Annotated in this window: 21 protein-coding genes and 1 pseudogene; 11 read left to right on the top strand and 11 right to left on the bottom strand. The window is 60.8% G+C overall.

Annotated features, from left to right (window positions below):
- Positions 1-180: 180 nt before the first annotated feature.
- Complete coding sequence (locus FHT97_RS04065; protein ID WP_246712551.1) at positions 181-813, top strand: TetR family transcriptional regulator; 633 nt, start codon at positions 181-183, stop codon at positions 811-813.
- A gap of 3 nt (positions 814-816) precedes the next feature.
- Here FHT97_RS04065 and FHT97_RS04060 read toward each other — a convergent pair whose 3' ends face one another.
- The gene (locus tag FHT97_RS04060; protein WP_210296590.1) at positions 817-1,773 is read right to left on the bottom strand and encodes a LysR substrate-binding domain-containing protein; all 957 of its coding nucleotides are present in this window, start codon (positions 1,771-1,773) and stop codon (positions 817-819) included.
- Between the two features lie 201 nt (positions 1,774-1,974).
- Here FHT97_RS04060 and FHT97_RS04055 point away from each other — a divergent pair, with 201 nt between their 5' ends.
- The gene (locus FHT97_RS04055) at positions 1,975-2,274 is read left to right on the top strand and encodes a DUF1127 domain-containing protein (RefSeq protein WP_114711580.1); all 300 of its coding nucleotides are present in this window, start codon (positions 1,975-1,977) and stop codon (positions 2,272-2,274) included.
- 86 nt (positions 2,275-2,360) lie between these two features.
- Here FHT97_RS04055 and FHT97_RS04050 read toward each other — a convergent pair whose 3' ends face one another.
- The 5 genes from FHT97_RS04050 to FHT97_RS04030 all read right to left on the bottom strand — a co-directional run bounded on the left by FHT97_RS04050 (position 2,361) and on the right by FHT97_RS04030 (position 7,658).
- Positions 2,361-3,221 carry a DUF937 domain-containing protein gene (locus FHT97_RS04050; RefSeq protein ID WP_183860090.1) on the bottom strand — a complete coding sequence of 287 codons (861 nt, stop codon included), beginning with the start codon at positions 3,219-3,221 and terminating at the stop codon, positions 2,361-2,363.
- 86 nt (positions 3,222-3,307) lie between these two features.
- A complete protein-coding gene (locus FHT97_RS04045) occupies positions 3,308-4,681 on the bottom strand; it encodes a glutamate--cysteine ligase (protein ID WP_183860088.1) in 1,374 nt (457 codons plus the stop codon).
- Between the two features lie 149 nt (positions 4,682-4,830).
- Positions 4,831-5,568: a 16S rRNA (uracil(1498)-N(3))-methyltransferase gene (locus tag FHT97_RS04040; protein WP_183860086.1), complete on the bottom strand. Its 738-nt coding sequence runs from the start codon at positions 5,566-5,568 to the stop codon at positions 4,831-4,833.
- 13 nt (positions 5,569-5,581) lie between these two features.
- A complete protein-coding gene (locus FHT97_RS04035) occupies positions 5,582-7,081 on the bottom strand; it encodes an inorganic phosphate transporter (protein ID WP_183860084.1) in 1,500 nt (499 codons plus the stop codon).
- Between the two features lie 64 nt (positions 7,082-7,145).
- A complete protein-coding gene (locus FHT97_RS04030) occupies positions 7,146-7,658 on the bottom strand; it encodes an NUDIX hydrolase (protein WP_183860082.1) in 513 nt (170 codons plus the stop codon).
- 255 nt (positions 7,659-7,913) lie between these two features.
- Between FHT97_RS04030 and FHT97_RS04025 the strand changes: the two genes are divergently transcribed.
- Both FHT97_RS04025 and FHT97_RS04020 read left to right on the top strand, forming a co-directional pair.
- On the top strand, positions 7,914-8,804 hold the full coding sequence (locus tag FHT97_RS04025) for a LysR substrate-binding domain-containing protein (RefSeq protein WP_183860079.1): 891 nt from the start codon (positions 7,914-7,916) through the stop codon (positions 8,802-8,804).
- A gap of 92 nt (positions 8,805-8,896) precedes the next feature.
- Positions 8,897-10,054 carry an adenosylhomocysteinase gene (locus FHT97_RS04020; RefSeq protein ID WP_183860077.1) on the top strand — a complete coding sequence of 386 codons (1,158 nt, stop codon included), beginning with the start codon at positions 8,897-8,899 and terminating at the stop codon, positions 10,052-10,054.
- Between the two features lie 30 nt (positions 10,055-10,084).
- On the opposite strand, the gene FHT97_RS04015 is transcribed toward FHT97_RS04020, so the two are convergent.
- Positions 10,085-11,083, bottom strand: coding sequence for a zinc-dependent alcohol dehydrogenase family protein (locus FHT97_RS04015; protein WP_183860075.1), 999 nt, complete (start codon positions 11,081-11,083; stop codon positions 10,085-10,087).
- Positions 11,084-11,189: 106 nt separating this feature from the next.
- Between FHT97_RS04015 and FHT97_RS04010 the strand changes: the two genes are divergently transcribed.
- Complete coding sequence (locus tag FHT97_RS04010) at positions 11,190-12,041, top strand: LysR family transcriptional regulator (RefSeq protein WP_183860073.1); 852 nt, start codon at positions 11,190-11,192, stop codon at positions 12,039-12,041.
- 12 nt (positions 12,042-12,053) lie between these two features.
- Here FHT97_RS04010 and FHT97_RS04005 read toward each other — a convergent pair.
- A pseudogene (locus tag FHT97_RS04005) lies at positions 12,054-12,949 on the bottom strand (LysR family transcriptional regulator).
- Between the two features lie 134 nt (positions 12,950-13,083).
- On the opposite strand from FHT97_RS04005, the gene FHT97_RS04000 reads away from it, so the two are divergent.
- The 4 genes from FHT97_RS04000 to FHT97_RS03985 are packed head-to-tail and all read left to right on the top strand — an operon-like array spanning position 13,084 to position 17,521.
- Positions 13,084-14,523: an FAD-linked oxidase C-terminal domain-containing protein gene (locus FHT97_RS04000; protein WP_183860071.1), complete on the top strand. Its 1,440-nt coding sequence runs from the start codon at positions 13,084-13,086 to the stop codon at positions 14,521-14,523.
- The gene (gene glcE / locus FHT97_RS03995) at positions 14,520-15,725 is read left to right on the top strand and encodes a glycolate oxidase subunit GlcE (protein ID WP_183860069.1); all 1,206 of its coding nucleotides are present in this window, start codon (positions 14,520-14,522) and stop codon (positions 15,723-15,725) included. The genes FHT97_RS04000 and glcE overlap by 4 nt, the downstream gene beginning before the upstream one ends.
- 5 nt (positions 15,726-15,730) lie before the next feature.
- Positions 15,731-17,044, top strand: coding sequence for a glycolate oxidase subunit GlcF (gene glcF, locus FHT97_RS03990; RefSeq protein ID WP_183860067.1), 1,314 nt, complete (start codon positions 15,731-15,733; stop codon positions 17,042-17,044).
- Positions 17,045-17,080: 36 nt separating this feature from the next.
- A complete protein-coding gene (locus FHT97_RS03985; RefSeq protein ID WP_183752473.1) occupies positions 17,081-17,521 on the top strand; it encodes a hypothetical protein in 441 nt (146 codons plus the stop codon).
- Positions 17,522-17,551: 30 nt separating this feature from the next.
- On the opposite strand, the gene FHT97_RS03980 is transcribed toward FHT97_RS03985, so the two are convergent.
- Together FHT97_RS03980 and FHT97_RS03975 are read right to left on the bottom strand one after the other, a co-directional pair.
- On the bottom strand, positions 17,552-18,232 hold the full coding sequence (locus FHT97_RS03980) for a L,D-transpeptidase (RefSeq protein ID WP_183860065.1): 681 nt from the start codon (positions 18,230-18,232) through the stop codon (positions 17,552-17,554).
- Between the two features lie 135 nt (positions 18,233-18,367).
- A complete protein-coding gene (locus FHT97_RS03975) occupies positions 18,368-19,111 on the bottom strand; it encodes a L,D-transpeptidase (RefSeq protein WP_183752468.1) in 744 nt (247 codons plus the stop codon).
- Positions 19,112-19,320: 209 nt separating this feature from the next.
- On the opposite strand from FHT97_RS03975, the gene FHT97_RS03970 reads away from it, so the two are divergent.
- Together FHT97_RS03970 and FHT97_RS03965 are read left to right on the top strand one after the other, a co-directional pair.
- Entirely contained in the window at positions 19,321-19,950 is a 630-nt protein-coding gene (locus FHT97_RS03970) for a DNA-3-methyladenine glycosylase I (RefSeq protein WP_183752466.1), read from the top strand.
- On the top strand, positions 19,947-20,423 hold the full coding sequence (locus tag FHT97_RS03965) for a hypothetical protein (protein WP_183860063.1): 477 nt from the start codon (positions 19,947-19,949) through the stop codon (positions 20,421-20,423). Before FHT97_RS03970 ends, FHT97_RS03965 begins: the two co-directional genes overlap by 4 nt.
- Before the next feature lie 7 nt (positions 20,424-20,430).
- Here the strand turns inward: FHT97_RS03965 and FHT97_RS03960 are convergent, their stop codons facing one another.
- On the bottom strand, positions 20,431-21,135 hold the full coding sequence (locus FHT97_RS03960) for an HAD family hydrolase (protein ID WP_016552882.1): 705 nt from the start codon (positions 21,133-21,135) through the stop codon (positions 20,431-20,433).
- Between the last annotated feature and the right edge of the window lie 169 nt (positions 21,136-21,304).

The raw sequence follows: 21,304 nt of genomic DNA, 5'->3' as shown, positions 1-21,304 counted from the left end.
TCGCTTGCGGTCGAAACTGGACCAAATCCGGGTGTATCACCCCGATTTTGCTATGCTTTTCTGGATCCGTACAATCCAATCTATCTCGTTTACGAGTCGTGAAGACCTGCATGTCATATCGGCAAAAAGGCGCCGGCATGAATGTCCTCCGTCGCTCCACATAGAACAAATGGGAACGACATGAAGGTCGGAAGTTTGGATCGTATTGGCCTCCGCCGGAAGCCAAAGCAGGAACGCAGTATTCAAAGGCTCGACCTGATCTTGTCGGCCGCAGCAGCAATTATTGCCGAAAAGGGCGTAAGCGCCATGCGAATGACGGAACTGGCCGTCGCCGCCAAGGTGCCGATCGGCTCCGTCTATCAGTATTTTCCAGAGAAGGCCGCGATCGTCAAAGCGCTCTTCGACCGCCATGCTTCGGCAATTCAGGCCCGTATCGCCGAGGCTTTTTCGTCAGTGCACTCTGTCGATCATGCGCTTGAGGTGCTCGCGGCGACGATCGACTGGCACTACGAAGACTATCGTAACGACGCCGCCTATCTCGGTATCTGGATGGGCACCGAGACTGACCACGATCTGTTGCGCCTCAACATCGAGCACAGCAAGCGGATTGCCGACATTTTTCAAGATGCCGTCCGCCGCGTCGCCCCCGAACTGTGTGCGGCCGACATGCAGGCCAGAACCTACCTCTTCAGCCATTTGCTCGGCGCCTCGATCCGCCTTGCGGTCGTCAGCGAGGACACGCTCGCCAGGCGCATTCTCGACGAGTGGAAGCGCGTGATCCGCACGGCCTTCCTCTCGCCGGTTGCTGCGTGACGGCTACCAGCTCGGAACGACGCTGGCGACCTTGAGGCGGGGCTGGACCCGCCCATAGGCGTTCTTCACATCAGGCTCCAGATTGTCGTCGACGACAGCGGGCGTGATGTTGTCAAGGCAAGCGGTGATATGGGCGGTGATCGCGTTCATGAGCGACAGGGAGACGCCCGGCCGTTTCATGATGCCGATCTGGACCGGGGGGAGGGCAGGGAAGCCATCCGCCTGGCTCAGCACCTTCATCCCCGTGCGCAGCGCCGATTCCGGCATGACGGAAACGGCCATGCCAGCGAGGACCGCGGCTGCAACGACCGTGCACGACCAGCTGGTGAACAGAATTTGATGTTCGCGGCCGACGGCATCGAGTGCTGAGCAGGCAAGCTGACGCCACTGGCAGTCGCGACGCCCGACGGCAAGCGGCACCGGCGCATCGTCACGGATAGGATGGTTCGCCGAGCCGACCCAGCAGAGGGGTTCGGTTCGCACGACGTCCGACATGCGCTCGCGCGGATTATGCGTCACCAGCGCGATATCGAGTTCGCCGCGATGCATGCGCTCGGCGAGGTCCACCGAAGGCTCGCAGACGATATAGAGTTCGACGTTCGGATGCGTCTTGGCGAAGCGGCCAATGATCTCCGGCATGTAGCGGTCGGCATAGTCATCGGGCGTGCCGATGCGCAGCGTACCCTCGAGACGGTTGTCGTCGAAGGCGGCGATCGCCTCGTTGTTGAGGCGGATCATGCGTCGAGCATAGTTCAAGAGCTTTTCGCCCTCGGCGGTCAGGCGGTTGCCGCGACCGTCCTTGATGAAGAGCTGCTTGCCGATGCGCTCTTCAAGCCGTCGCATCTGCATGGAAACGGCCGATTGCGTCTTGTAGACCCTGTCGGCAGCCTTGGTGAAGCTGCCGGAATCCACGATTGCGATGAAAGTCTGCAACTGATCGATATCAAGAGGCGCTGACATGATCTCACCCATAAAGTTCTCTGATGGTAATCATTAGAAACATTCGTTGGACTGATCAATAGGTGTTTGGCATCTTCGGGATGCAAATCAAGCAAAGTGAAGGACAGACATCCTGCCTGTCCGAACCGATTTCAACCGATGCCCTCCCGCTCGACCTCGCGGGAGGGGTGGGTTGTTGCGCGCCTATGAAAGGATCGTCCCATGCGCACGACAGACCGGATACTCGAACTCGACTGCAGCCCGACCTCGCTGACGTTTGCTCAGCGCGTCGCACATGGCTTTGCAACGCTGTCATCCGTACTGCGCGTGTTCCGCAATCGTATGGAGATCAACCGGCTGCACGAGCTCGATGACAATCAATTGAAGGATATCGGCCTTTCAAGGACCGATCTCACTTCCGCGTTCCTGGCGTCCACCTTCTTTGAAGATCCGTCGGAACACCTGACCCGCTCCGCGAGCGTTCGCGGACGTAAGTCGCTCTTCCGGTCCCGAAAGGATTAAGGCCGGCCCAGTTTTTCCCCGCAGGGTGATAGCCAATAGCCCTGCCTCTTGCCCGGTGCCGGCCTCCCAGCCGTCTCCGGGTTTTTTTATGCCTTGGGGGGAGTGGGGGGCGCCTTGGGCATATAGGTCTCGAAGATCGCTTCCATGCTTTTCTGGTAGTTCTTCTGGACCTCGAGTCCGCTATCGAACATGTTGTTCAGCATGTCCATGTAGTTTTCGGTTTCAGCCTTTGCCTGCTCCTTCGGCGCTTCGGCTGGTTTCGGTTCGACCGGCTTTCCGAGCGAGCCCATCATTTCCTGAAACGCCTTTGCAAAAGGATTGTCGAAAAACGGGTTGGTGACGGCCTTTTGGGCCTCTGGCTTTTGCATGCCGAACATCAGCTGCATCGCCTGCGTGAAAGGGTTGTCGAAGATGCTGGGCTCGGGTGCCGCCGCCTGCTTCGGCGCAAAGCCGGTGCTTTCAAGCCATTTCTGAATGCTCTCACCCATCGCCGTGTTGACGAACGGATTGACTGGCGCCGTCATCTGTCCCATCGACTGCTTGAAGAGGCCCCCCATCAGCGTATCGGCCATGACGGGCAGCATCTGCTTGTAGATCTCCTGTCCGATGCCGGTCATCTGGGCCGCCTGCGCCGCGACGGCCCGCGAGACTTCCTTGGAACCGAACAGCTGCGCGAGGATGTTGTTGCCGTCCGAGATCCCTTGCGGCGTAAAGGCCTTGCTCATGTCCTCAAAATATTTGGTGTAGTTCCCGGAGGCGACCGCCTGCATCAATCCCATGAAGTCGTAAGGGTTGCTGGTGCTTCGCTTCAGGCCGGCGGAAAATGCCGGCATGAGCGCCGCAATCGCCTTGGCGGTCTGCTCCTGAGCCAGATTGAACTGCTTGGAGACCGCATCCATCGCCGCGCCGTTCTGGGCCTGCATCATCATGTCGAAGAGTGGCAGCATGGTAATCCCCTTCCCGGTTTCGCAACGCGTAATTGCGTCACTATAGCCGGAAAAAGGAATGCGCAAACCCCTTTTTGTAGAAGGGCTTAGTATTGATATTCTTCGAAGACCGGCTCAACCGAACCGTTCCAGCGGCCGTGATAGAGCGCCAACAGGTCCTCGGCCAACGTCGCCTTCTTGGCCATGACTTCGTCGAGCGGTGCAAGGAAGATGGTTTCGTCCTGGCCTTCCTTGTTGAGCTTGTTGCGCGCCGTTAGACCCGCCTTCGAAACGGCGATCACTTCGCGCGCGGTTTCATAGAGCTCATGCCCGCGGAACTTTGCCTTTAGGCCCTGAGAGGGGACGGCGTCACGCAAGGCGTTGACCTCGTCGAATGTCCAGTCCTTGGTCAGCATATCGGCGTCTTCGAGCGCCGCGTCATCGTAGAGAAGGCCGACCCAGAAGGCCGGCAACCCACAGATGCGCCGCCAAGGCCCGCCATCCGCACCGCGCATCTCGAGGAAGCGCTTCAGGCGCACGTCGGGGAAAAGCGTCGAAAGATGGTTCGTCCAGTCCCCCATGGTCGGCTCCCATGCGGCGACTTCGCCCTTCAGTGCACCGTTCATGAACTGCCGAAAGGTGACGTGGGTACAGTCGTGATAGTGCCCGTCGCGCACGATGAAATACATCGGAACATCGAGGGCCCATTCGACATAGTCATGGAAGCCGAAATCGTCGCGGAACGTGAAGTCCAACAGACCGGAGCGATTGTTGTCGGTGTCGCGCCAGATGTCGCCACGCCAAGAGAGCAAGCCGTTGAGCTTGCCTTCGGTAAAGGGCGATGAGGCAAAGAGGGCGGTTGCCAGAGACTGCAGCTTCATCGAAACGCGCATCTTCTTGCGCATGTCGGCTTCCGAAGAGAAGTCGAGGTTCACCTGGATCGTGCAGGTGCGATACATCATGTCGAGACCCTTGGATCCGACCTTCGGCATGTAGCGGGTCATGATCTCGTAGCGGGATTTCGGCATGACCGGCGTCTCGGCCAGCGTCCACTTGGGGCTGCCGCCGATACCGAGGAAGCGGATGCCCATCGGTTCTGCGATCTCGCGCAGCGTGGCCAGGTGAGTATTCGATTCCTTGCAGGTCTCGTGGATCGTTTCCAGCGGTGCGCCGGAAAGTTCGAACTGGCCGCCTGGCTCGATCGAGATGGCGCCCATTCCCTTCGGTTCGCCAAGGCCGATGATGTTCTCGCCATCCATGATCGGATCCCAGCCTGACTTTTGCTGCAGTCCTTTCAAGAGCGCCGAAATGCTGGCCTCGCCGAAGTACGGCACGGGGCTGTTGTCGGCACGAAAGAAGGCGAACTTCTCATGCTCGGTGCCGATGCGGAATTTTTCTTCAGGCTTGCTTCCCGCAGCAAGATAATCGGTCAGCTCCTGAACCGAAGAGAGTGGCGTCTGGTCGGTGGTATCGCGAGCCATTCAAGTCTACCTGCAATGGGAGAGCGCCTGGGAAAACCCGGGCAATTGGAAGGGTGATTAGGACCGCTCCCACGTATGTTGCAAGTGAAATTGTTTCAACGGTCCATCAAAAAAATAGCAGCATATTTCGGCCGCGACCGATCCTAAGGTTAATTCCAGTCGCCAATCGACGCCTGAATGACCGCCATGGCAGCCACCGCCGCCGTATCCGCCCTGAGGATCCGCGGCCCGAGCGGGATCGCGGTGACGAAATCGAGGCTGCGCAGTCGCGCGCGTTCCTCCTCGGAAAAGCCGCCCTCCGGGCCGACGAGGAGCGCCAGCTTTCGCTCGCTGACTTTGGACAGGAGTGGAAGTGGGTTCTGCCCTGCATCGCCTTCGTCGCAATAGACGATGCGGCGATCGCTCGGCCAAGTATCCAAGAGGTCGAACAACCTCACCGGCTCGGCAACTTCAGGGATAGCAAGAATGCCGCATTGCTCCGCAGCCTCGATGACGTTTGCCCGCAGCTTGTCGAGATTGGTGATCTTACCTTGCACATGCTGGGTCAGCACGGGCCGCAACACGCCGGCACCCATCTCGACCGCCTTCTGCACCAGATAATCCAACCGGCCGACTTTCAGCGGCGCGAAGAGATAGTGCAGGTCGGAAGGGACCGGTTGTGGTCGCGTCTGCTCCTCGGGGATCATTACAATCCGCTTCCGCGACGGAAAGGTCAGGCGCGCCTTCCACTCGCCGTCGCGACCGTTGAAAACGAGCAACTCGGCGCCTTCGGCCATCCGCAGCACGTTGGCGAGATAGTTGAATTGATCTGCCGTTGCCTCCACCGTCGCTCCGGCAGCAAGAGGGGCATCTACGAACAACCGTTGCATCCGGAAATTGGCGCGCATCGAAAGGTCCTGCTCAAACAAAGAGCGCGAACATAACCCAATAGATCATGGCTGCAAGCGCTGCGGAGGCCGGAACGGTGATGATCCAGGCAGCGATGATCGTCATGAAATGCGAACGGCGAACGAGATAGCGACGGCGAACCTCATGTGTGTTCGGATCTTCGGGCTCGTCGGTCGCGAAGCTTTCGGCCTTCCGGCGCATGTATGCGATGCGGCGCTTCGAATGCCGGGTGTACCACTCGCGGAAGAAGCCGACGCCGAACACGGAGCCGACCGCGATATGCGTCGTGCTGACGGGCATACCGAGCCATGAGGCGACGATAACGGTGAAGGCCGTCGACAGCGCCACGCAATAGGCCCGCATGGGGTTGAGCTTGGTGATCTGCTCACCGACCAGACGGATCAGGCGCGGCCCGAAGAGCAACAGACCGATGGAGATGCCGAGAGCGCCAATCAGAAGCACCCAGATCGGCGGCTTCCCATGCGTACCCTCAGGGGACGCACCGACCGCGCGCACGATTGCTGATAGCGGGCCGACGGCGTTCGACACATCGTTGGCACCATGCGCAAAGGAGAGCAAGGCGGCCGAGCCAATCAAGGGGATTTGGAAAAGGACGCGCAGCGAGCTGTTGCGGTTTTCAAGCCCAACCGACTGTCTGCGGACGAACGATCGTGCTGCGAGCCACCCGACGATCCCGGCGCCGAACCCGAAAAGGATGATGGTGAGCGGGGTGAACTCATTGGTCGCTTCGAGCTGCAGGGCCATGTACGACGTGAAGCCACCGATCATCATGGCAATCAGCACCGGCACCCAACTCCGCGCCGCCGCGATCTTGTCATCGCGGTAGATAATAAGGGTTTTCACCATAAAGAGCAGGCCGGCTGCTATCACCCCTCCGAGCAGAGGGGACGTCACCCAGGCCGAGGTGATCTCGATCATCACCCGCCAGTTCACTGGCGCCGGACCGACCGCGCCGACGCCGGCTCCAATCACCGCGCCGACGATCGCATGCGTGGTCGAGACCGGTGCATTCATCCAGGTCGCAAGGTTGATCCACAAGGCGGCGGCCATTAGTGCCGCCATCATGATCCAGCCAAGCGTCCCCGGAGGCACCTGCACAGTATCGACGATGCTTGAAGAGATGGTCTTGACGACCTCGCCGCCGGCAATTGTCGCTCCAAGAATCTCGAAGATGGCGGCGATGACGAGCGCTTGCGCCATCGTCATCGCACGCGCGCCCACCGCTGCGCCGACGTTGTTGGTGACGTCGTTCGCGCCGATGTTCATGGCCATGTAAGCGGCGAGCGCCGCGGCGGCGATTACGAGGACGGCGCCGGGCCGGTCAAAGACATAGACGCCGGCAAAAAGCATCGCGAGCCCGAGAAAGACCAGCGCGATGCCTGGTGCCACCAGCTTTCGCGACACGAACTTCGTGGCGTCCTCGACATGCGTAAGCTTGTCGAGATCCTTGTCGAGCGTTCGTTTCGTGAGGACGGCTGGTCGTTCGGGCATGCTATTCCTTGGCGTTCATTCCTGCTTTAACGTTGCCAAGTTTAGCAGTGCAAGATGGCAGTATTCACTCCGCCGGAATTTGTTTTGGCACACTTGCCGCGAATTGGTCCTGCATGCGGCGCTTGAAAAGCAGAAAGATCTCCCGAAGCTCCGGTTCGTGGACGCACGTCGCGGCTTCGTCGCAGGAAACCCACTCGGTCTTGCGCTCGCCTTTCTCTTTGAAATTCTTGGCGATGCTAGCGACTTCGAGGGCGTAGACCTGAACCCTGCAGGTTACGCTGAGGCCGTTCTTCAAGACCTTGGGATAGGAATAGGTACCGAGGATTTCACTCTCGACCGTCCCGCGCACGCCGGCTTCCTCATAGGCCTCGCGGGCCGCGACCTCGTAGGCGGTACGTCCGTCCATCGGCCAGCCTTTGGGGATGACCCAGCGGCCAGTGTCGCGGCTCGTTAGCAGCAGCACCTCGATCTCGCCTGTCTTCTTCTTCACCCGATAGCAAAGCGCAGCATATTGTTGACGCGGTGGGCGTCTGAACATCAGCTGTACGTCAGAAGCGAGACGGGCGAGGAGAGTCAACGGTCGGGTCACCTTTTATTTTAGTTCCTTCGATCAGCTATATTAGTATCCAATGGAAAGCTTGCGCGATCCATACGTCTTTCAAGTTTTCCAGCGGGATTTGATACTTATCAATAAGGCAGCTTCCGCTTCGCTACGGTTCGGAAAATCCGCCAAATACTATCCTGATTCCGCCATTGCACAGGTGTTCAATGTGCACCCGTCTTGCATTCGGATCAACGACGGGGTCATGTCATACACTGTTATGTCAATACTATGGTAACCATGCGTCTTCCTCCTCTAAAAGCAGTCCGTGCCTTCGAAGCCGTTTGCCGTCACGGAAGCATTCTCGGCGCTGCCGCCGAGCTTGGGGTGGTCCGGGGCGCGGTGCGCCAGCAGATCTCAATTCTGGAAAACTACTTCGGCGAGAAACTATTCGAACGCGACGGGAGAAAATTGGCTGCAACCACGAAAGCTGTACAGTTCGCGGAGGCCTCCAATGCCGCACTTGCGACGCTGGAACGCGCCGCTGCAGATTTTGTCGGTGCGGGGCATCGCCGCATCCGCTTGGGCGTACCTTCCGCCTTTGCCATATGGTGGCTGATGCCACGGCTTGCAAACATGCAGGATGCGCTTGGCGTCGTCGAGGTCGATATCGTGCCGATGACGGTCGTCGAGCCGTTGGCGCTGCATCCTGAACTCGATGCGGTCATTATGGGCGCCGAATACCGGCCGGCGGTAGGAGTGACGGCGGTCAAGTTTATGGAGGACGAATTTGGGCCCATCGCGACGCCCGATCTTGCAGACCGGATCGCGAGAGATCCTCGGCTGATGGCGGAGGTCACGGCTCTTTTCAGCCGCACTGCGCCAACCCTTTGGCAGGAGTGGTTTGCCGAGAGCGGTACACTGGCAGTGACGTTTCGGCGCAAGCAGGAGTTTGAAGATCTGCTTCTGGCAATCGGGGCGGCCCGATCAGGAATCGGTGTCGTTCTCGCGCCACGCGCAGCCATCGAGGATGATTTGCAGCGCAAAGTGCTTGCGGCACCCTACGGCTTCGTTCGCCGATCGGCCGGCTATAGCCTGTCGTGTCGCGACGCTGACACGAAGAAGCCTGCATTCTCCGCACTTCGAGATTGGTTGGTCCGGTTGGGCGCGGCAACCCAATAGGCAGATTTTCTGCCCTATTGCGAAGAATTATCTCCATGGCCGAAAAGCGTGGCCGGGTCTAACACTGCATTAGCAGCAGAAGGACACGGAATATGCAGAGAGACGCAACCCGCATCGAATGGATCGGCAACAGCTGCCGATTGCTCAAGGCAACGGCGGCGGAATTCGAGAAAACCCAACCGTTCGCCGGTCTGACCATCGGCACCGGCATCCATCTGGAGCCGAAGACCGTAGCGCTGCTGATGACACTCAAGGCCGGTGGCGCACGGCTCGTCTGCACCGGAAACCTGAACAGCACGCAGCCTTCGACCGTCGAGTTTCTTCGTTCGCAAGAGATCACCGTGTTTGCGACCCAGACGACGGACCCGGTCGCGCATCACAAGAGCCTCGAGGCGGTTGTTGCGGAAAGGCCGGATCTGCTGCTCGACAACGGCGGCGACCTTTTTGCGATCGCGGCCGAGGCTCCTTACGCTGGCCTTCTCGGGGGGACGGAGGAGACGACGTCCGGCCGCACACGTCTGCTGCCGATGCGGGAAAAATTGAATATGCCGATCCTGGTCATCAACGACAGCCCGATCAAGCAGTTCGCCGAAAACAAGCATGCCGTCGGCCAGAGCCTGTTCGAAAGCTACATGCGCTTCACCAATCGCTCGACCAACGGCAAGCGTGTGACGGTTTTCGGCTATGGCGCCTGCGGCAAAGGCACTGCAGCCTGCTTCCGCAATGCGTTTTCAACCGTCAGCGTCGTTGATATCGATCCAGTGACTGCGCTAGAGGCGCACCTCGACGGCTTCTCCACGCCGCTGCGCAACGAGGCGATTGCCTCAGCCGACGTGCTTGTCACCGTTACCGGCTTTCCCGCGATCGTCACCGCCGCCGACCTCCCGCTGATCAAGGATGGCGCGATCCTGATGAATGGTGGACATTTTCCGCATGAGATCGATGTTGCGGCGTTTCGACAGCACCCCGAAGTCGTCCGGATCGATCGCTACGAGGCGGACCATATCGAGACCTTGCACCTGAGGGATGGCCGCTCTTTCCATATTCTTGGCGGCGGGCATATGGCAAACCTTGCCGGCCCCCGGCCGCTCGGCAATTCCGTCGAATCGATGGATCTTGGTTTTACGCTGCAGGCGCGCTGCCTTGAGCGTGTCGCCAGGCGCGAAGTCGGCGCCGAGAGCTGCATCGTCCCGGTGCCGAGGGATATCGACGCGATGGTGGCAAGCGCCTATCTCGATCTGGCGCGTTAAGGAGAGGGCGCGGCGCGCGCCCTTCAAACTTTAGGCGATCTCAACCACCAGCTTGCCGTTTGCCTGACGGCTTTCGATTAGAGCATGGGCTTCCGCGACATCGGAAAGTCCGAAGCGACGCGCGTCCAGCCTTGGCATCAGCTTTCCGGCCTCGACGAGTTTGCCGACCTCACGCAGGATCTTGCCGTGGTGGCTTCGACCTTCGCCGGTCAGAAGCGGCAGCAGCGTAAACACTCCCGAATAGGTTGCCGCTTTGAACGACAGCGGGGCAAGCGCGTGTGTTCCCCATCCGAGCGCGCTGACGACGTGACCGAAGCGGCCGATCGCCTGGAAGGCAGTGTCAAGGCTGGCGCCGCCGACCGTATCGTAGACGATGTCGAAGCCTTTGCCCCCCGCGTGATTGACGACATAGTCCGTCACGGTCTCCACCCGGTAGTCGATCGGCGTTGCTCCGAGGCTTCCGAGGTAGTCAGCCTTGGCGGCACCGTCGACGGCAAATACATCGGCACCTACGGCTTTTGCGATCTGTACGGCAATGTGCCCGACGCCGCCGCCGGCGCCGAGGACAAGAACCTGCTGACCATCGCGGACATTGGTGCGATCGACCAGGCCCTCCCAGGCGGTAATGGCGATCAGCGGCAGCGCTGCTGCCTCCCGCATCGAGAGATTGTGGGGCTTCGGCGCGAGCAGCCTGGCGTCAACCGCCGCGAATTCAGCCAGCGAGCCTTGGATGCCGCCGACGCCACCGGTCATGCCGTAAACCTCGTCGCCACGGCGGAACTCGGTGACGCCGGGACCTACCTGCTCGACGACTCCGGCCAGATCAATGCCAAGAACGGCGGGAAACGGATGCCGCGCATGGGCGGCATTGCCGGCACGGATCTTGGTGTCCAAAGGATTGACGCCGCTCGCCTTGATCCGAACCAAAATCTCACCCTCGCGTGGCGTCGGTTCGGCGATCTCGACCAAGCGGAAATCGGCGTTCGGCGCGTCGATCAGGAGCGCCTTCATCGTTGTGGACTGAGACATGCAACTCTCCGTTCGTTTGAATTGCCCGGAGAATGCGCCGTTGATGTGCGAATGGAAATGAAAGAGAATGCACGATGTCCATGCATTTTTGTTTGGGAGCCGGATAGTGGAATGGAGCGATCTCAAGCTGTTCCTGGCGATCGCCCGCCATGGAACTCTCGGCGCTGCCGCCCGCAGCCTCGGCCTGACGCAGCCGACGATGGGGCGTCGCCTTCGCGCTCTGGAAGTTTCGCTCGGCCAGACGCTGTTTCAGCGGACAGCCGACGGCTTTGTGCTGACGGACGAGGGCACGGCCGTCTTCACGCACGCCGAACGGATGGAAGAGGAAGCGCTGGCTCTCGAACGTGAACTCGCCGGACAAAGCCGGCAGTTGAGCGGCTTCCTACGCCTGTCGTCGTCGGAGTGGTTCGGTGCACATGTGCTTGCGCCGGTGCTTGCGGAATTCTCGCTGCGCCATCCGAAGATCGTCGTCGAATTGCTGACCGATAGCCGCCTGCTCAGCCTCTCCCGCCGCGAGGCGGACGTCGTCGTTCGGATCGCGCCCTTCACCGAGCCTGATGTAATATCGCGCAAGCTGCTGCATATCGAGTACCAGCTCTATACGCGCCGGGGCGCAGAGCATCCGAAGGCAGGGGATGGCGCAGGCGCGCGCCTGGTCACGATGGACGAAGCCTTCGGCGGCATGCCCGATGTCATGTGGCTGGCGCGCGTCCTGCCAAAGGCCGAGATCGCCATGCGCAGCAACAACCGCGATGTGCAGGCGACGCTGTGCAGGAATGGCGCGGGGCTCGCCGTCCTGCCGCGCCCCCTCGGCGATGCGATCGCTGACATCGAGCCGGTCGATCTCGGCGAAGCCCCGCCTGGGCGCGACACCTGGATCGGTTATCACCGGGACATGAAACGGCAGGCCCGCCTGCGGGCGCTCCTCGATCTCGTCATCGAGAGGCTGGCGAGTTGACCAGTGAAAGCTCTAGCGTTCCCAATAGGGGACCGGGCCGTAGACCTCGGCGAGATAGTCGATGAACAGCCGCACCTTGGCCGGCAGGAACTGGCGGCTTGGGTAGATTGCCGACAGCGTCACGCTGCGCGACCCCTCATAGGCAGGGAGAATGTGCACCAGCCGACCATCCTTCAACTCGCGGCTGATGTCCCAAGTGGAGCGCAGCGCAATGCCGAGCCCAGATATCACGGCCTCACGCACGACCTCGCTGGAGTTCGTCACAAGCATCCCTTCCGGCCGGAGTGAAAGCGGGCCCTCAGGCCCTTCCAGTCGCCAGGCATCGTTGTTGTGAGCAGGCAGACAGCGGTGCTGCTTCAGGTCTTCGATCGTTTCCGGCGTGCCGTTGGCGGAAAGATAATCGGGGGAGGCGCAAAGCAGGCGCCTGACCGGCGCGAGTCGCCGCGCGACGAGGCTCGAATCCGTCAGTTCCGCAATCCGGATAGCAAGGTCAAAGCCTTCACCGACGATGTCGGTGAACTCGTCGCTGAGCACGAGATTGATCGCAACCCCGGGATGCATGTCCATGAAGGACTTCAGGTGTGGGGCGACATGCGTGCGCCCGAAGGAGGTCGGCGCCGTCACCTTCAGCGTCCCCTGCATCTGCGCCGAGCGCCCGGAGATATAGTATTCGGCCTCCTCGATCCCGGCGAGAATGCCGAGGACGCGATCGTAAAAGCCCTGGCCAGCTTCCGTCAGCGAGATTTGCCGCGTCGTGCGCTGCAAAAGCCGCGTGCCCAGCCATCTTCCAGCCGTTTGATGCGTTTGGAGACTACGGCCGGTGAGAAACCGAGCGCCCTGCCGGCCAGCGACATGCTCCCGGTCGAAACGACTTTTGCGAAAATTTCAAGGTCACCCAGATTGGTCATACGCTTAGATTGTTTGTCCTTTTGGAATAAGTGCTTAGCATTTGCGCCATAATCGGGAAAGTGTTAAGCCCGTTCGAGCCGGCAGCGCGGAGGATGCGCCGGGTTTTCGCTGCCGCCGGCGAAGGGAGGGAGCCATGTCCGACACCATTTCGTTTCTCGCCCCGCGTGCCGACGTGCTTGCTCGCCGCCGGCAGATTGTTGCCGATCTCATCGACCTGCTGCCGCCGGAATGCTTGGTTCATGAGGCGCGCGAACTGATGCCGTTCGAGACCGATGCCTTCGTTTCCTACCGCCGCATGCCGCTTGCTGTTGCCTTGCCGCGGACAACCGCGGAGGTGGCCGCCGTGATGAAATACTGTCACCGCTACGGTGTCCCGGTGGTGCCGCGTGGTGCGGGAACCTCGCTGTCGGGCGGCGCGATCCCGCAGGAGGATGCGGTCGTCGTCTGCGTCTCAAAGATGAACCGCATCCTCGATATCGATCTTCCCAATCGCGTGGCGGTTGTCGAAGCCGGCGTGACCAATCTGAATATCTCGGAATCCGTCTCGGTGGATGGTTTCTTCTATGCGCCCGATCCCAGCTCGCAGCTGGCCTGCACGATCGGCGGCAATATCGGCATGAATTCGGGCGGCGCGCACTGTCTGAAATACGGGGTTACGACCAATAACCTGCTCGGCGTCAAGATGGTGATGACTGACGGCACTGTCATCGATCTCGGTGGCAAGGCGTTAGATGCGGCAGGCTACGATCTGCTCGGCCTCGTCTGCGGACACGAGGGCCAGCTGGGGATCGTCACCGAAGCGACGGTCCGCCTGATTGCCAAGCCCGAGGGCGCGCGGCCGGTCCTGTTCGGCTTCGATACCTCAGAAGAGGCAGGGTCCTGCGTCGCTGACATCATTGCGTCAGGCATCATTCCGGTTGCCATCGAATTCATGGACAAGCCGGCGATCGAAATCTGTGAAGCCTTTGCCAAGGCCGGCTACCCCCTGGATGTCGGCGCGCTGTTGATCGTGGAGGTCGAGGGATCGGAAGCGGAAATGGACGACATGCTGAAGAGCATCGTCGAAATCGCCCACAGGCATGGCGTGAAGACCGTCCGCGAATGCCAGTCGGCAACCGAGGCGGCGCTGATCTGGAAGGGCCGGAAGTCGGCCTTCGGCGCCACCGGGCGCATCGCCGATTATATCTGCATGGACGGCACCGTGCCGCTCAGCCAGCTTTCCTACGTGCTGAAGAAAACCTCTGAAATCATCGATCGCCATGGGCTTCGCGTCGCCAACGTGTTCCATGCCGGTGATGGCAACATGCACCCCCTGATCCTCTTCAATGCCAACGATCCGGACGACGCCGCACGTGCGGAAGCCGCGGGCATGGAAATCCTGAAGCTGTGTGTCGATGCCGGCGGCTGCCTGACGGGCGAACATGGCGTCGGCATCGAAAAGCGAGACCTGATGCGCCATCAATATTCCGAGGCGGACCTGGCGCAGCAGATGGCGGCACGCGCCGCTTTCGATCCGGCCTGGCTCCTGAACCCGTCCAAGGTCTTCCCGCTCGAGGGACGTCCGGCCGCATGATCGATCTATTGCCTATGACGGATGACGAGGCTGCGGCAATCGTCCGCAGCCATGCACAGGCAGGCAAGCCGCTGGCGATCTGCGGCGGCAACACCCGTTCCGGTTTCGGAAATGCAGTCGCGGCGGAAAGTCGGTTGCGTTCGTCCAACCTGAGCGGCATCACGGCTTATAATCCCGGCGAGATGGTTTTGACTGCACGATCTGGAACGCCAATGTCCGAGATCGAAGCCGCACTCGCTGAGAACGGCCAGATGATGGCCTTCGAACCGATGGATCATCGGCCGGTCATGGGTACATCGGGCGAGCCGACCATCGGCGGCGTTTTTGCCGCCAACGTTTCGGGGCCGCGCCGTTTTGTGGCCGGGGCCGCACGCGACAGCCTGCTTGGCGTGAGCTTCATCAATGGCAAGGGCGAACTGATCAAGGCGGGCGGCCGCGTGATGAAGAACGTGACCGGACTGGATCTCGTCAAGCTGATGGCCGGCTCGCATGGAACGCTGGGGTTGCTGACGGAAGTGACCTTCCGCGTGCCGCCGCGACCGCGAACTGAAGCGACGATTGTCGTTTCCGGCCTCAACGATGCCGAAGCCGCCAACGCCATGGCGGCGGCGATGGCCTCGCCAGTCGAAGTCTCCGGCGCCGCGCATCTGCCGATGACCGTATCCTGGAAATTTCTCGACAGTACGCTTTCGGGAGGCGAGGCGACCTGTCTGCGCATTGAAGGCCTGCCTGGCTCCGTTGAAGCCCGCGCAGCCAAGCTCGTTGCGGCCATGCAAGCGTTCGGATCGGTCACGCGGTTGGAGCAAAACGAGAGCGTACGCCTTTGGAAAGACATCCGGGATGCCGCCCCTTATGCTGACGGCACGATGCGGCCCGTTTGGCGGGTTTCTGTCGCGCCAACCATCGGCCATCAGCTGGTCGCGGCCCTCCGCCTCGAAGCCGGCGTCGACGCATTCTACGACTGGCAGGGCGGGCTGATCTGGATGCGGATGGAGGCGGATGCCGATGCGGATCTCCTGCGCCGTTTCATCAAGGCGCTGGGCGGTGGCCACGCCACGCTGATGCGGGCGCCCGAACCAATGCGGGCATTGACGGCCGCCTTTCAGCCGCAGCAGGAGGCGGTGGCCTTGCTCTCGCAGCGACTGAAACTGAAATTCGATCCCGCCGGCATCTTCAATCCCGGGAAGATGGCAGGAGCCTGAAGGCAATGCAGACCAATTTTACGCCCGCCCAGCTTGCCGACCCTCATGTCGCCGAATCCGAGCAGATCCTGCGCAAATGCGTGCATTGCGGCTTCTGCACCGCGACCTGTCCGACCTATGTGACGCTCGGCAACGAACTCGACAGCCCGCGCGGGCGCATCTACCTGATCAAGGACATGCTGGAAAACGGGCGCCCGGCGGATGCCGAGGTGGTCACCCATATCGACCGCTGTCTCTCGTGTCTCGCCTGCGTGACGACCTGTCCCTCCGGGGTCGACTACATGCACCTCGTCGACCATGCACGGGCACACATCGAGAAGACCTACAAGCGTCCTTTCATGAACCGGCTCGTGCGCGCCATCCTTGCCGCTGTCCTGCCATATCCTGATCGGTTTCGCCTTGCGATCAAGCTGTCGTCGGTGGGCCGACCGTTTGCCGGGTTCCTTCAGCACTCGCCCGCATTGAAGCCATTTGCCGCAATGCTGGCGCTGGCGCCGCGACATATCCCTCCCGCCTCGATCTATGCAGCACCGGCAAGCCACGCGGCGGCCGGTGAAAAGCGCGGACGCGTCGCGATCCTAACCGGCTGCGCGCAGCCAGCCCTCGATCCAGGCATCAACGAGGCGACCATCAAGCTGCTGACGCGACTGGGTGTTGAGGTGGTCGTACCCGAGGGGGAAAGTTGCTGCGGCTCGCTCGTCCATCACATGGGACGCGAAGAGCAGGCGTTAGCAAGCGCACGCGCCAACGTCGATGTGTGGACGGGTGAACTCGAAAAGGGTGGGCTCGACGCGATCATCATCACCGCTTCCGGCTGCGGCACGACGATCAAGGATTACGGTCACATGCTGCGGCTCGATCCCGCCTACGCCGAAAAGGCGGCGCGCATCTCGTCGCTGGCGAAGGATGTCACCGAGTACCTTGCGTCGCTTGACCTGCCGGCCCAGATGCCGAAAGGCGTCATCGTCGCCTATCACTCCGCCTGCTCGATGCAGCACGGCCAGAGGATCACGATGGCGCCGAAGCAGCTGCTGAAGGCGGCCGGCTTCAACGTCCGCGATCCCGCGGAAGGCCACCTCTGTTGCGGATCTGCCGGTACCTACAACATCATGCAGTCCGATATTTCCGAAGCGCTCAAGACCCGCAAGGTCAGGAATATCGAGGCGACGAAGCCGCATGTGATCGCAACCGGCAACATCGGCTGCATGATGCAGATCACGACCGGGACAGCAATTCCGATCGTTCACACGGTCCAACTGCTGGACTGGGCCTACGGCGGAGATGTACCGGAAAAATTAAAGGATTTGCCCTTAGCTTAGCGGCGCTGGATCGTCCGGCAATCTCAGGAGCCCGCTATGTACCGCACCATCCTCGCGTTCACGCTTCTCTGCGGTGCGACCAATGCCGCCCACGCAGCCACTCGTTTCTTCTGCTCGGCGGATGACAAGAATGTGCGCTTCACGGTGGAAAGCGGCTTCGAGGCGGAAGGCGGCCACAAGCTCAATCATTTTCGCGGCGCTCTTGTGGTGAAGAGCGGCGATGCACCCCAGGCGCTACAGAAGATTGCCGTGACGTCGGAGAACCTGACGCACCACTGGTCACACGATGGCGAATTGCGGCTGGAAGTATTCTATGAGGATGGAGACGACCCTAAGGGGCAGGGCGTCAGCCTGATCGTGACCGCCGGCCAGCGCGGCAAATCGATGACGACATTCTCGGGCGCCTATGAGCTTGCTCTTGAGGGCGGCGCGAAGCCGCTTAGCGTGACCGGCAAGGTCAGTTGCGGATCGAAGTAGGCGGCCGTCGCCGGCCGCCAAATATTTGCATTAGCCGCCGAATAGCGTCCGCAGGATGTCGATGCCGCGATCGTCGAAGCTGATTTCGCCCTGCTTGTTGCCTGGGCCGACAACGATGACCTTCGTGCCGACAGGAGCGCGATCGTAGAGATCCATCACATCCTTGTTCATCATGCGAATGCAGCCGGACGACATGTTGAGGCCGATCGACCACGGCTGGTTGGTGCCGTGGATGCGGAAGGACGTGTCATTGCCACCCTTGTAGAGATACATCGCGCGGGCGCCGAGCGGATTGTCTTCGCCACCTTCCTGGAAGGCCGGGAGGATGTGGCCTTTCGCAGCTTCGCGAACCCGCATTTCAGGCGGTGGCGTCCAGCCCGGCCACTCTGCCTTGCGGCCGATCTTGACGACGCCCGACCAGCCGAAGCCTTCGCGACCGACGCCGATGCCGTAGCGCGTCGCGCGGTCCTTGGTCTCGACGAGATAAAGGAACTTGTTGTTGGTATCGATGATGATCGTGCCGGGTGCCTCGTTGGTGACGAGGTGGACGCGTTGGCGCTTGAACTGCGGCTTGACCGATTTCGGCTGCACGGCGACCCGAACGACAGGCGCAGCGTCATGAGCGGGCGCGATCGGCTGTGCCGACACAGATGTGGATACGGAAGAGACCAGAAGGCCGGCGGCTGCGAGAGCCGTCGCGAATTTCAGCATATTTGATTCCCTCAAAGCAAAACCGGACCGAAGCTAACCGAACTTCGATCCAGTTCAAGATGTCGGGGGCGGAATGAAGCGGCTGCGATGTTTAATTGCAACTATGCTTGGCTCCGCGCCGGTATTGATGAGCCTTTACATGACGATGACGCGAGTTCCAACCTTTACGCGCTCGTAAAGGTCAACCACGTCTTCGTTGCGCAGTCGGATGCAGCCGGAAGAAACGGCATTGCCGATCGTCCAGGGGGCGTTGGTGCCGTGGATGCGATAAAGGGTAGAGCCGAGGTACATGGCGCGTGCGCCAAGTGGATTCGCAGGCCCACCGTCCATGCGCGCCGGGAGATAATGGCCCTTGGCGGCTTCGCGACCGATCATTTCCGACGGCGGCGTCCAATCCGGCCACTCGGACTTGCGGGTGATCTTGTGCACGCCAGCCCATTCGAAGCCCGGCTTGCCGACGCCGACGCCATAACGCCGAGCCTTGCCGCCGTCCATCACCAGATAGAGGAAGCGGTTGTTGGTATCGATAACGATCGTGCCGGGCCGCTCCTTGGTGTCGTAGCTGACAATCTGCGGCAGATACTGTGGCTCAAGCTGACGACGGATGACGGGAACGCCGGGATTAGTGGCGGATACCGGCTGTGCCCTGGTAGCAGGAGTGCCACCGAAGACGCCGGACGTGAATAGACCACGCGGCGCGAAGGCCGGTTGCCGGTAAACGACGGGGCGAACCTTGCCGCCGCCGAGCTGCATGGTCCACGGGGCTGCGAGATCTGGGCTCAACACGACCGGCGGGCGCGTCGTGTAGCGGTCGTCGCCGAGCGCAGCCGTGGAAAAGACGCCGAGCATCGCTGCGGCGAGCAAAAGGGATTTCATCATCGGACGGACTCTCTACAAATGGCCGAAAATGTGCGGACGGCAGCGGCCGCCTTGCTTCACGCTGCCACCGTTCCCGCCAGTGAATGGTAAATCTGAACTCATTCGAATCCGAAGCGGGAGATAAACTTTTCGTCAGGGTTATCGTTCGGTTTGGAAACAGAGTTTGCAAATGGTAAAGCCGGATTCGCAGCAGGAGAGCGAAGCGAGACATGAGCGATACGGGCATCATCATCGGTGAAGACGGCAAGAGCCGCTGTCACTGGCACGCCAACCTCCCGGACTACCTCAAGTATCACGACGAGGAGTGGGGACGACCCGTCACCGATGATATCCGCCTCTTCGAAAAGATCTGCCTGGAAGGGTTTCAGTCGGGTCTCTCCTGGCTCACCATCTTGCGTAAGCGCGAGAACTTCCGCGCTGCCTTTGCCGGCTTCGACTTCGAGAAGGTCGCGCTCTTCGACGACGCCGATATCGCGCGCTGCCTTGCCGATCCCGGCATTGTGCGTCATCGCGGCAAGATCGTTTCGACGATCAACAATGCTGGCCGAGCGATCGAGTTGCGGCAGGAGTTCGGGTCGCTCGCCCGCTATTTCTGGAGCTTCGAGCCCGGCCATAGCGATCGCCCGAAGGTGGTCGATCGCGCCACTGTCATGGCCAACCCGACAACGCCGACATCGGTCGTCATTTCCAAGAATCTGAAGAAGCGCGGCTGGACGTTTGTCGGTCCGACCACAGTTTATGCCTTCATGCAGGCAATGGGTCTCGTCAACGATCACGTCGAAGGTTGCTACTGTCGCGCCGAGGTGGAAGCGATGCGCGATGCGCTGGTGCGCCCATGAAGGGGCTCGCGGCAACCGTCGCGTTGTGCCTGCTGGCGTCCGCTGCGTTCGCGCAGTCACCTGAGCTGCAGCCTGGCGAACGACTGGAGAAACTGCAGTTTCCGGCCGCCACTATGGAACTCAAGGGCTGGACGAAATTCGGCAACGGACGCGTCTACACGCTTCCCGTCAAGGCTGGCCAGCATGTGAAGATCAGCTTCTCGACCAAGAGCAAATTTGCTTTCCTCTCGATCTTTAATCTCGCGACACCCGATGAGGAGGCGATCTTCGGGACGGACGAGGATGGCGAAAGCTATAATATCACCGTGAAGGACAGCACCACCTGGCTGCTGCGGCCCTACTACTCCAAGGTCTCGCCACGCAGGGGGCTAGGCGCGCCCTACAGCATTCTCGTCGAGCCTCAGGCGGCAGCACCGCCACCGGCTGCTCCCGCCGACAAGCAATCGCCGTCGCCGCTCTTTCCTCCAAGGTGACAGCAGGTTAGCCGAGGCCTTCGATCAGGCCGCGCAGTTCCCCCAGATGTTCGATCTTGCGGAAGCGCGGCGCATCTTTCGGCTCCTCGACATGCTCGACCACCCAGGTGAGCTCGTGCGGCACGAAGACGCCGTAGCTGCCGGCGGCGATCGCCGGGACGATGTCTGATTTCAGCGAATTGCCGACCATCATCGCCCGTTCCGGGCCACCCCCGACCTTGGAGAAGATCCGGCGGTAGGTTACAGCAGTCTTGTCGGAAACAATCTCGACCGCGTGAAAGAAATCGCCGAGCCCGGATTGCGCCAACTTGCGCTCCTGATCGAACAGGTCGCCCTTGGTGATCATCACCAGCAGGTAGTTCTCCGAGAGTGCCGCCAGCGTCTCCTGAACGTGCGGCAGGGTCTCGACCGGGTGGGAAAGCAGGTCTCGGCCGGTGTCGAGAATGCTGGCAATGACGCTGGCAGGGACCTTGCCTTCAGTGACTTCGATCGCCGTCTCGATCATCGACAAGGTAAATCCCTTGATGCCGAAGCCGTAGTGGCGGAGATTGCGCTTCTCGGCCTCGAGCAGTCGCTCCGACACCCTCGGGCCGTCTGCAAAATCAGCCAGCAGTTCGGTGAAATGCGCCTCGGTCAGCCGATAATATTGCTCGTTCTGCCAGAGCGTGTCGTCGGCATCGAAGCCGATGGTTGTCAGCGCGCGGGTCGTCATCCGTCATCTCCGAGTCATCAAGTAGAATTTATTGGAGGCCGGGCGCGAAACAAGGGGATGCGAATGGTCGGATGGTAACGGACACGTTGAAATACCGTCGGTTCGCCTTACATCGATAGGGCCTCTCGCACAGCCGCATTTTGGCTGTTCCTGTCTCGACCAGGCCAAT

The sequence above is a fragment of the Rhizobium sp. BK399 genome (genome assembly GCF_014194695.1).
Lineage (GTDB): Bacteria > Pseudomonadota > Alphaproteobacteria > Rhizobiales > Rhizobiaceae > Rhizobium.
The sequence above is the reverse complement of the archived record's forward strand: the minus strand, read 5'-3'. Positions and strand labels throughout refer to the sequence as shown.

Excerpts from the sequence above, each read along its gene's own strand:
- FHT97_RS04015 (WP_183860075.1), bottom strand. The coding sequence starts at position 11,083 with ATGTCTCAGTCCACAACGATGAAGGCGCTCCTGATCGACGCGCCGAAC.
- FHT97_RS03975 (WP_183752468.1), bottom strand. The coding sequence starts at position 19,111 with ATGATGAAATCCCTTTTGCTCGCCGCAGCGATGCTCGGCGTCTTTTCC.
- FHT97_RS03960 (WP_016552882.1), bottom strand. The coding sequence starts at position 21,135 with ATGACGACCCGCGCGCTGACAACCATCGGCTTCGATGCCGACGACACG.
- FHT97_RS04065 (WP_246712551.1), top strand. The coding sequence starts at position 181 with ATGAAGGTCGGAAGTTTGGATCGTATTGGCCTCCGCCGGAAGCCAAAG.
- FHT97_RS03970 (WP_183752466.1), top strand. The coding sequence starts at position 19,321 with ATGAGCGATACGGGCATCATCATCGGTGAAGACGGCAAGAGCCGCTGT.
- glcF (WP_183860067.1), top strand. The coding sequence starts at position 15,731 with ATGCAGACCAATTTTACGCCCGCCCAGCTTGCCGACCCTCATGTCGCC.
- FHT97_RS03980 (WP_183860065.1), bottom strand. The coding sequence starts at position 18,232 with ATGCTGAAATTCGCGACGGCTCTCGCAGCCGCCGGCCTTCTGGTCTCT.
- glcE (WP_183860069.1), top strand. The coding sequence starts at position 14,520 with ATGATCGATCTATTGCCTATGACGGATGACGAGGCTGCGGCAATCGTC.
- FHT97_RS04045 (WP_183860088.1), bottom strand. The coding sequence starts at position 4,681 with ATGGCTCGCGATACCACCGACCAGACGCCACTCTCTTCGGTTCAGGAG.
- FHT97_RS03965 (WP_183860063.1), top strand. The coding sequence starts at position 19,947 with ATGAAGGGGCTCGCGGCAACCGTCGCGTTGTGCCTGCTGGCGTCCGCT.
- FHT97_RS04050 (WP_183860090.1), bottom strand. The coding sequence starts at position 3,221 with ATGCTGCCACTCTTCGACATGATGATGCAGGCCCAGAACGGCGCGGCG.
- FHT97_RS04040 (WP_183860086.1), bottom strand. The coding sequence starts at position 5,568 with ATGCGCGCCAATTTCCGGATGCAACGGTTGTTCGTAGATGCCCCTCTT.
- FHT97_RS04035 (WP_183860084.1), bottom strand. The coding sequence starts at position 7,081 with ATGCCCGAACGACCAGCCGTCCTCACGAAACGAACGCTCGACAAGGAT.
- FHT97_RS04020 (WP_183860077.1), top strand. The coding sequence starts at position 8,897 with ATGCAGAGAGACGCAACCCGCATCGAATGGATCGGCAACAGCTGCCGA.
- FHT97_RS04000 (WP_183860071.1), top strand. The coding sequence starts at position 13,084 with ATGTCCGACACCATTTCGTTTCTCGCCCCGCGTGCCGACGTGCTTGCT.
- FHT97_RS04055 (WP_114711580.1), top strand. The coding sequence starts at position 1,975 with ATGCGCACGACAGACCGGATACTCGAACTCGACTGCAGCCCGACCTCG.
- FHT97_RS03985 (WP_183752473.1), top strand. The coding sequence starts at position 17,081 with ATGTACCGCACCATCCTCGCGTTCACGCTTCTCTGCGGTGCGACCAAT.
- FHT97_RS04025 (WP_183860079.1), top strand. The coding sequence starts at position 7,914 with ATGGTAACCATGCGTCTTCCTCCTCTAAAAGCAGTCCGTGCCTTCGAA.
- FHT97_RS04060 (WP_210296590.1), bottom strand. The coding sequence starts at position 1,773 with ATGTCAGCGCCTCTTGATATCGATCAGTTGCAGACTTTCATCGCAATC.